Raw genomic sequence first — 9,920 nt, 5'->3', positions numbered from 1 at the left:
AAAAACACATCCTTTATTTATGATAAGGTGAGTTTCTGAGGTGAATATCTAAATACAGTATAACGAACAAACGTTCCTTTATCAAGTGGTTTTTTTCATATTTTCTTATTTCTATGTGGTAATGATTTTTCTCTGCTTCTTGTACGTTTCCTCTAGTTTTAAATGGGACAGAGCTGCACTTGAATAAAATAAACTCACACAAATTTTATGCTTTCTTATTCAAAAAACACTTGCATTTCACTGAAAAAATCATACAATAAAATTATTAAAACGAATTCGAAAAGAGCTGATATATAACCTGTCTCCATTGTACAGAGAGAAGAGTAATTAAATAGGGAAGGCAAATGGTGCGCCACCAGGGTTTCCTGGTTCTAGTGGGTTCGATTCCCACCCCGAATTTTTGTTTCAATGCTACTTTTAAAATAAAAATTCGAGGGTGGGTGATTTACTTGCTGCATTTATTTTGCATGTAAGAATACCTGCCTGTAAAAAGGAGGGTATTTTTATGCTGAAAATACGTGATTTACTTGAAGTACCTATGCTATTTGAGCTTATGGTTGACCCTGAGGTGTTCCCATTTGTCAGGCACAAAGCAACAACCGTTGATGAATTTTATTTTTTAACAAAACAAACGATAGAAGCAGAAGACCGGGGTGAATTAATTTCACGAACCATTTTAGATGAATACCAGCAGCCAATCGGCACCATTAATCTTTTTGATATTGAAGATAACTATGGCTTTTTAGCTACTTGGATCGGTAAGCCGTATTTTGGTAAAGGTTATAATCGCCAAGCTAAGGATGCCTTCTTTCATGAACTTTTTACAACCAAAGGTATTGACGGTATCTTTATGAAGGTACGCAGAAGCAATCCTCGTTCATTAAAAGCAGTTTTGAAGCTTCCTTATGTTATCTTTGCTAACGAATTATACGAATCCATGTATAAACGAATCAATGGAAATTCTAATGAAGTAATGTATGATTTATTCGTGATTACGAAGGAACATTATTTGTCCTATCAGCAATTCCATTCAGAAGCTGCGGTCAGTTCTGGTGAGGAAGTGTCTTAAAAATAAGCCTTAAGAATTCAGTTCATGAGGATATTGATCGATCTATCCAATTCTATCTTGAAGAAACGTTACCAGGAGAAATTAAACAGCCTGGCACCGTTGGGAATTCCCAACGGTGCCAGGCTGTTGCATAGATTTTTTGTTTTTTACTGTCTACTTGACAGGGTGCAGTTCATGATTTCTTAAGGCTTTTCATTTGGAAATTCAGTTGATAGGTTCAGTCTTCTCCTATTTTCTTATCATGCTTTTTCGGAAGCCTTCCCGCCCGCTTAGCAGATTCTCTCAGTAAGAATTCAACATGGCTATTGACACTGCGGAACTCGTCTTTTGCCCATCGCTGCAAAATATCATAAAGCTCGGGGTCGATGCGTAATGGAAAGTTTTTTTTCTTAGCCATAGTTAGCCCTGCTTATTGATAAAGTGATCCTGTATTAATTACCGGCTGTGTTCCTTGATCAGAGACAATGGCGACAAGCAGATTATTAATCATTGCTACTCTACGCTCATCGTCTAATTCTACGATCTTATCCGCCTCTAATCGAGCAATTGCATCCTGCGCCATGCCGACAGCACCCTGCACAATCTGTTCACGTGCAGAGATAATGGCGCTTGCCTGTTGACGTTGCAGCATTGCCTGAGCAATCTCGGTAGAATAAGCTAAATGTGTCAAACGGGCCTCAATAACTTCCACACCAGCAACCTGCAAGCGCTCTTGCAACTCCGTTGTTAATTGATCCGACACTTCATCTGCATTTCCACGTAACGTTAATTCATCATTAGTAAATGAATCATATGGATAGGTTGTTGCTACAGCACGGATGGCTGTTTCACTTTGAATTTCAACAAAATCCTCATATTGATCCACATCAAAAACTGCTTTTGCTGCATCTACTACTTTGAAAACAACAACCGCTGCAATTTCAATTGGATTTCCGTTCACATCATTTACTTTTAATCGGTTACTGTTAAAGTTACGAACTCTTAACGAAATGGTTCTCCGTATAGAAAATGGTACTGTTATTAAAATACCTTCACGGCGAACTGTCCCCATGTACTTCCCTAAGAAAATAACAACAATGGACTGATTCGGCTGTACAATCGTTATCCCGCTGATTAAAACACCAGCAATAATAATTAGCACAACACCTAAAACTAGATATGATTGGAAAATACTAAACACCCCTAGTGCCAGCAACACAACAATTAACCCTATTCCAAGTATACCATTAATACTCCACGCTTGACGTTCCTGCATATAATCCTCCCCTTTATATCTTAATTATATTAATATGATATCACTTTTGTATTAAATTGTAAAATGATATATCGTTAACCCGCTTGTTCTTCCACAAATTTTTGAATCGGATTCATTTGCGGATTTACAATTAACGTCTCTCCGTTTGTTTCAACTGTAATACTGTCTAAGGCTGCGGTAGAATAAATCAGCGCGTCAATTTCGTAGAGATGGTCAATCACTCGGGGAACAGGATGTCCGTAAGTGTTATCCTTACTGTAGGTTAAAATAGCAATTTCAGGGTCGACTTCTTTTAAAAAGGACATTGAAGTGCTTGTATTCGAGCCATGATGCCCAATTTTAATGATATCTGCATCGACATGATGCTTTTTCTGTATTTCTTTTTCCTCCTTTTTACCGACATCTCCCATAAAAAGCATATCTGTTTCACCATAATTAAGTTTTAATACTAGAGAGGATGCATTGGGAGATGTTAAAGGCTGTGCTGCATTCCAAATATCCAGAGAAATCATCGGATCTATCTCAATGGGCGTTTCTTTTTCAGCAATGGTCATCGGAATTTGTAAATCACGAATCCGATTCATATACTTGGCAAATGTCCTTGTCGGATGAAGCTTTCCTGTATCGAGCACACTTCCTACCTCTACTTCATCCAGCACATTAATTAAACCGCCAATATGATCGATATCCGGGTGGGTGGCAATCATTAAATCAATCTCATTAATTTGGAGTTCTTTTATATAGTTCACGACCGTATCACCAGCTTCCGGAGGTCCGCCATCAATCAGGATCGTTCTTTCTAAAGGGGTCTCGATCAAAATACTATCTCCTTGACCGACATTAATAAAATGCACCTTCATGGAAGGCATTTCCTGTTCTGCATAGGTAGCTGAAGGGGTATGAAATTGTATGATTATCAGTATTAACAAGAAAACAAAGCCTCTTTTTCGCATACTTCAAACACCTTCCCTTCCTTTTTCATTAGTGTAAACAAAATGAAAGTACAGTATGAGGAAAGATGATTGGTAATTGTTGAAAAGAAATTTTATCGCAGTCCAGGAAGTTTCACTTTATTACGGATTCCTTTTCACCAAAATCAGATTATAAAAATTAACCAGGTATTTTCTGTTTAAGTATCTCAAAGCTATCTCCCGCATTTTTTTCCTACTCCTGCTTCTTAGTTCTGAATAACATCTTCCACCCACTCCTGTGCATCTCGATAAGTAGAAAATACTGATTCTTTATTTAAATTTAATTTGGCAGTCAAATGATCTAGTTTAGTCCAATTCACATGTTCATAAGAAACAACAAGATGATAATTATCTGTCAGAGTACTCGGTTTTTCAAATAAAGCTTGCTCAATAAGTTCATTCTTCAAATAAGGCCAGTGTAGAACGAAAAGTTGTCCCTGCCCCAAGCCTTGATTCCACATGAATCGTACCACCTTGTAATTCAATCAGCTCTTTCGTGATAGCCAAGCCTATTCCTGTTCCTGGATGGTCTGTTTTATCATCACATGTGCCAGCATATCCAAAACAATTTTGATTTGCACATGAAGATCTACGGCTTTTTTATCCAGCCGTAAATTATGCTTCCTCATTTGTGACAGATCAATTAAATCATTGATTAGCATTGACATCTTTCTACCTACTTGAACCAACAAGTTGAGATCATTACGATCTTTTGCCGTTATGTTATTTTCCGGGTTATCTAACACATATTGTGCAGTATGCATTATACTATGCAGCGGATTTCTCATTTCATGTGATGTATTCGCCGAGAAATCATCTCTGCTCTTATTCGCTAAACGTAATTTTTTATTTTTTTCTTCAATATCCTTCTTATGTTGTAAGAATAGACATATCCAAAAGCCTGTAAAAAGAATTAGTGCTATAAGTATGTCTAAAGGATAGAAATCAATTTACCAGAGCCATTCTATGCTTTATAAATACCCATACCACATTATTTAATACTGCAGCTGCAGCCAATACTAATAAAAACGTATTTGGTACACCACCTATGCGCGCTCTGATAATCTGCACGATAACAATGAAAGCACTGAGTATCTGAATAATACTGAGTATAAATTGATTTTCCAAAATGATAGAAACAGGTAAGCTTACGACAAGCAAACCATATATTAAAAACAAGATGGAAAGGATTCGATAAAGAAACTTTGACGCATAGCCTGGTAAAAAATACTCCACAAATTTAAGTAAAAAAACTGCTATAAAGATATGTATTGAAAGTGCAATTTTTGTACGCACTACAGCATCTATTGGCAACGTTAACAAGACAGACAGCTCTATCAGAATCAAACAACACCATTAGTGATATACCAGTCATGAGCAGACCGAAATAAAGTGCCAGCTTGACTTTATATCTCATACAAAACAAAAAAGTGCAGCCACGGAGAGCATAATTGTAAATTAGTTCATTTTCATCACTTCTTTTCAACTATATTTAATCATACTTGACCGCATAAAATCTATACAATTTATTTTCCAACGCTTTTGATAACAACCTACATAATTCCAATTATCCTCAGAACAAAAAACGCTGTATTAAAAGTAGAGTTTGCGATTGAACTGCAGGGTGATTTATACTTGGCCGAACTTCCTTTCACATAAGAAATAAAGGAAACAAGATAAGATCACAAACTGATCCTGCCTTGTATATTCTTTATAGAAAAACACGCATTCGCCCGTCCATTCAGTGAATCCACCGTTTTTCTTATACTTTCCGATCATGGAACAAAAGAAAAGACCAGTTAACCAATATTTGGCCCAGCTGGTCTTTTATCTTTATTTTATTTGATATATCTCTGATACTATTCTAACTTTTCATTAAGAAGCATTTGTTACAACAATTTCTTCATCATCTACATCCACATGAACTGCTGTGACATCTTCTCCTTCAAGAATCAGATCCGTTAATTGATCCTCCACTTTATCCTGGATAACACGACGTAACGGACGTGCACCAAAGCGTGGATCATATCCTAATTTGATAAGACGTTGTTTTGCTTCGTCAGAAATAGTGATAGTAATTTGATTTTCCTTCATCGTTGCTTCTAGGTCATGCAGCATAAGGTCCACAATTTGTAATAAATCTTCTTCTTTTAATTCATTAAAGTTTACAATCGCATCGAAACGGTTCAGAAATTCTGGTTTGAAATAGTTGCTTAACGTTTCTAATGTGGAAACTGATTCATGTGTTTTGCTGTTAAAGCCGACACTTATTTGTTTTTGACCAGTTCCAGCATTACTTGTCATAATGATGACCGTATCCTTAAAGCTTACTCTTCTTCCGTGAGAATCTGTTAAATGACCGTCCTCCATAATTTGCAGGAACATATTTTGCACATCTGGATGTGCTTTTTCAATCTCATCCAATAACAGAATCGAATATGGATTTCTGCGGATACGTTCGGTCAGCTGTCCAGCTTCTTCATGTCCTACATATCCTGGTGGTGAACCGATAATTTTAGATACCGCATGTTTTTCCATATATTCACTCATATCCAATCGAACCAACGCATCTCTTTTGCCGAATAATTCTTCTGCCAGTACTTTTGTCAATTCTGTTTTACCGACACCGGTAGGTCCGACAAACAAGAAGGAACCGATTGGACGTTCTTTTGCTTTTAACCCGGCGCGGCTGCGTCGGATAGATTTTGCAACTTTCGCTACTGCTTCTTCCTGTCCGATCACTTTGGCACGGAGATCATCAGCCAGATTTTTCATTTTTTCTTTCTCATCTTTTTGCATTTTGGTTACTGGTATGCCTGTTTTTTCTTCTACAATCAGTTGAATATCAGAAATATCTACATCCAGTGTTTTCTCACCGTCTTCTACCTTGTCCAATTGTTTTTGCAATTGAATTTCCTGATAGCGGAGGTTGGCAGCACGCTCGTAGTCTTCTTTATCGGCTGCTTCCTGCTTTTGTTTCACAACCTCATCTAAGCGCTGCTGTAAGGAATCAGAATCTTTCTGAGCATTTGCCAGGTTCAATCTGGAACCAACCTCATCCATTAAATCAATAGCTTTATCTGGTAAGAAGCGGTCTTGAATGTAACGGTTGGAAAGCCCGACAAACGCTTCGACGACTTCATCCGAATAACGCACTTCATGGAACTTTTCATAACGGTCTTTAATTCCTTTTAGAATTTTAACTGCATCCTCTAAAGAAGGCTCTTTTACAATAATCGGCTGCAAGCGCCGTTCTAACGCTGCATCTTTTTCAATTTGACGATATTCTTTTAATGTTGTTGCACCGATTACTTGCAGGTCTCCCCGTGCAAGAGCTGGTTTCAAGATATTGCCGGCATCCATTTGCGAGCTTTCTGCTGTGCCTGCACCGACAAGAAGATGAATTTCATCAATAAATACAATGACATCATCACGTTCTTGCAATTCAGCAATCAATTTATTCATTCGCTCTTCAAATTGACCACGTATGCCTGTATTGGCAACTAAAGAAGATACATCCAGCAAGTAAATTTCTTTATTCATTAATTTTGTCGGAACATTACCTTCTACAATATTTACTGCCAGTCCTTCTGCGATTGCTGTTTTACCGACACCCGGTTCCCCGATTAAGACCGGATTATTTTTATTTCTTCTATTTAATGTTTCAATCACTCGTTTAATTTCTTTATCTCTGCCAATGACAGGATCAATCTTCCCTGCTCGCGCTTGATCAGTAATATTTTTTGCTAACTGATCAATCAAGCCATTTCCATTGTTTGATTTTTGTTGTGTTCTTGTACGGGCATTTGCACCGCTTTGCCCGTTACCTTGGAAAAAGTTGTTGGCAAATGATTGATCCATATTGCCAAATGGAGAATTAGAGAAAAAGTCGCTATTCATCATATTACCTTGAATTTCCTGTAAGCAATCATGACATAAATGCACTTCCATACGTTGACCATTCATTTGCATCTGTGCATTAATCGTTGCTTCATTTTGACCACATTTTTGACATTTCATTTCTCATTCCTCCTTCTGAATTAGTCAGATAGCTTTTCATTGTTCTTTTGACTTTGACTATCTTTGACTATATTTTTATTATACTCTGACCTTATTTGACTTTCAAGTATTTTAGTCAAATTTTTTTATTTTTTTTTGACCTTTAGCTTCAATCATAGATTAAATATAGGCTAACACCTCATTTTATAAAGGATTTAGCAACCTGCGTTAATCCGATTTTTAGTCAAAGAGGATTAAATCAAAAATTTCCTTAATTAAAAGAACGGTTTTCTTTTCTATCATCAAGATTTGTTTTTGCAGTATATCAAAAAAACTGTCCTTTTAGAAGTACAACGGTTTATCAGAACATTTTCTTCTGATCTTCTCCCGTCACTTCTTTAAAGGACAGCTTTTTTTAATAGACAAACTGCTTTGGCAATTGCTTACGCATCCATAAATCATCTAAGCTTTTAAATTGATAGCCTTCTGCTTTTAAATCCTGAATGACTTTTTCCAGGGCAGCTGCATTATCGCTGGAGACAGCATGCAATAAAATAATTGCGCCGGGATGTATCTGCTTCATAATTTCTTCATAAGCATAATCTGCACCTTTTTGCGAGTTGGTTTCCCAATCCTTAAAAGCCAGCGACCAGAACACATGAACAAGCCCAAGCTCTGTTGACCATTTTAAGGTATTTGAACTGAATGTCCCCCGCGGTGGCCTGACATATATTAATTCATCCTGGTCACTCACTTCGGCAACAGCATGTTCTAAGTCAATCAATTCTTTTTTAATGGCTTCCTTATCCATAATTGTAAAATCAGGATGATGATAGGAATGGTTTCCAATAATATGTCCATCCTCCACCATTCTTTTGACTAAATCAGGTTCACTTTCTACATAATGTCCTGTTATAAAAAAGGCTGCAGGAACTTCTTCCTTCTTCAATACATCTAATATGTCAGAGGTAAACCCTTGTTCATAGCCATTATCAAAGGTGAGGTAAATATTCTTCTCTCCGCTGTCATCCAGATAGAACGCATTGTATTTATCCAATACTTCCTGGTATGATCCTATCTCCGGAGGTGTATGATGATTATTTTTCTGATAGCCCCATCCATATGCGGAAGCTGTATTCCATGTGAAAGCACAAAAGAAAAAGACAAGTGATAACAGGAAAGCGATTAGTTGTTTCATTCAAATCCCACCCAGTTTTTCTCTTATCTTTTCTTTTTGCTTCTATTTTATACGTATTTGTTATAAAAACATTGCTGCCATCCAGCCAAAAATAAATAACGGAATATTATAATGAATAAATGTCGGTACACATGTATCCCAAATATGGTCATGGTTTCCATCTGCATTTAAACCGGAAGTCGGTCCAAGCGTACTGTCTGAAGCCGGTGATCCAGCATCTCCTAACGCTCCCGCAGTACCAACTAACGCAGCTGTTGCCAGCGGGGAAAAGCCCGCTGCTAAACAAATTGGTACAAACAGTGCTGCGATAATCGGAATTGTTCCAAAGGAAGTACCAATACCCATTGTAATAATTAATCCCAGTAATAATAGCATAAACGCAATCAATGGCTTATTATCCCCGAGAGCAGAACTGGATACTTCGACTAATGCTGTTACTGCCCCCGTTTCCTGTAAAACATTTGCAAAACCGGCCGCCACCAGAATAACAAATGAAATGGTTCCCATCATGGAAATTCCACTTGTCATCACACGATCTAAGTCTTTAAATGGTAAAGCCACGAGCAGGAACATAGCGATAATTCCTGTTAATGCACCTAAAATCAAGTTCTGTGTGATAATTTGAACGGCAAGTGCTAATACAATTGCAATAATCGTAAATAAATGCTGTTTGCTAAAAACTGCCTCTTCTGCTAAAGCTTCTGTTTTGATATTATCTTTCTCTAAGATACCTTTAGGTGTTTTGTCTTTTCGATAAGTAATGAACAGCCCAATTAATAATCCAATAATCATCCCGGAACCAGGAATCAGCATAGATAATGTTACTTCATGAAGTGTAATTTCTGCACCATTCGATTCTAACCCGTTCAAAATTAAATTTTGAAAAATCAATCCAAAACCAGCTGGAATCATAACATAGGGTGCTTTTAAACCAAATGTTAATGCCAATGCAACAGCACGGCGATCTACGCGCATTTGATCAAATAATTTTAATAACGGAGGAATTAAAATCGGAATAAAAGCAATGTGTACCGGTACTACATTTTGTGATAAACAAGCAACACCAGTTAATGCTAAAAGCATCATTGTTTTCTTTCCTGTTAATATTCGAATTAAGAAATTCACTAATATCTTTGTAATTCCTGTATAGCTGATGGCAACTGCAAAAGCACCTAACAAAATATAACTGAGTGCTGTATTTGCCGCATTCCCCATCCCCGCTACCATGACTTCGACAGATTCAATAACACCTAATCCTGCCATTAAGCCAGCGGCAATCGTTGAAATTAATATTGATAAAATAACATTTACCTTTATTAAACATAGAACAGTCATTAATAAAACTGCTAAAAGAACAACCCATTCCATTTTACTTCCCCCAATAACAATTACTATCTCCCTTTAACACTTTATTATGATAAAGCATTA

Annotated in this window: 10 protein-coding genes; 1 reads left to right on the top strand and 9 read right to left on the bottom strand. The window is 37.0% G+C overall.

The window, feature by feature from the left end; all coding sequences use genetic code 11:
• The first annotated feature begins 505 nt into the window (after positions 1 to 505).
• Complete coding sequence (locus FLK20_RS11910) at positions 506 to 1,069, top strand: GNAT family N-acetyltransferase (RefSeq protein WP_152656782.1); 564 nt, start codon at positions 506 to 508, stop codon at positions 1,067 to 1,069.
• 217 nt (positions 1,070 to 1,286) lie between these two features.
• Here FLK20_RS11910 and FLK20_RS11905 read toward each other — a convergent pair whose 3' ends face one another.
• The 9 genes from FLK20_RS11905 to FLK20_RS11865 form a co-directional block, all read right to left on the bottom strand.
• Positions 1,287 to 1,466: a type II toxin-antitoxin system antitoxin gene (locus FLK20_RS11905; protein WP_152656781.1), complete on the bottom strand. Its 180-nt coding sequence runs from the start codon at positions 1,464 to 1,466 to the stop codon at positions 1,287 to 1,289.
• Between the two features lie 12 nt (positions 1,467 to 1,478).
• Positions 1,479 to 2,324: an SPFH domain-containing protein gene (locus FLK20_RS11900; protein ID WP_152656780.1), complete on the bottom strand. Its 846-nt coding sequence runs from the start codon at positions 2,322 to 2,324 to the stop codon at positions 1,479 to 1,481.
• 74 nt (positions 2,325 to 2,398) lie between these two features.
• Positions 2,399 to 3,253, bottom strand: coding sequence for a ComEC/Rec2 family competence protein (locus FLK20_RS11895; RefSeq protein WP_227995014.1), 855 nt, complete (start codon positions 3,251 to 3,253; stop codon positions 2,399 to 2,401).
• Between the two features lie 248 nt (positions 3,254 to 3,501).
• Positions 3,502 to 3,756, bottom strand: a complete 255-nt coding sequence (locus tag FLK20_RS22185) for a hypothetical protein (protein ID WP_305080940.1) — start codon at positions 3,754 to 3,756, stop codon at positions 3,502 to 3,504.
• Between the two features lie 48 nt (positions 3,757 to 3,804).
• Complete coding sequence (locus FLK20_RS11885) at positions 3,805 to 4,158, bottom strand: sensor histidine kinase (protein WP_227995019.1); 354 nt, start codon at positions 4,156 to 4,158, stop codon at positions 3,805 to 3,807.
• 82 nt (positions 4,159 to 4,240) lie between these two features.
• Entirely contained in the window at positions 4,241 to 4,618 is a 378-nt protein-coding gene (locus FLK20_RS11880; protein WP_152656777.1) for a hypothetical protein, read from the bottom strand.
• A 552-nt stretch (positions 4,619 to 5,170) separates the two neighbouring features.
• On the bottom strand, positions 5,171 to 7,315 hold the full coding sequence (locus FLK20_RS11875) for an ATP-dependent Clp protease ATP-binding subunit (RefSeq protein ID WP_152656776.1): 2,145 nt from the start codon (positions 7,313 to 7,315) through the stop codon (positions 5,171 to 5,173).
• A 394-nt stretch (positions 7,316 to 7,709) separates the two neighbouring features.
• Complete coding sequence (gene pdaA, locus FLK20_RS11870) at positions 7,710 to 8,492, bottom strand: delta-lactam-biosynthetic de-N-acetylase (protein ID WP_152656775.1); 783 nt, start codon at positions 8,490 to 8,492, stop codon at positions 7,710 to 7,712.
• 60 nt (positions 8,493 to 8,552) lie between these two features.
• Entirely contained in the window at positions 8,553 to 9,860 is a 1,308-nt protein-coding gene (locus FLK20_RS11865) for a Na+/H+ antiporter family protein (RefSeq protein ID WP_152656774.1), read from the bottom strand.
• Positions 9,861 to 9,920: the final 60 nt, after the last annotated feature.

This window comes from Oceanobacillus sp. CFH 90083 (assembly GCF_009389585.1).
GTDB lineage: Bacteria > Bacillota > Bacilli > Bacillales > Amphibacillaceae > Oceanobacillus.
Note: the sequence above shows the minus strand (reverse complement) of the source record. Positions and strands in the feature narration are given on the sequence as shown.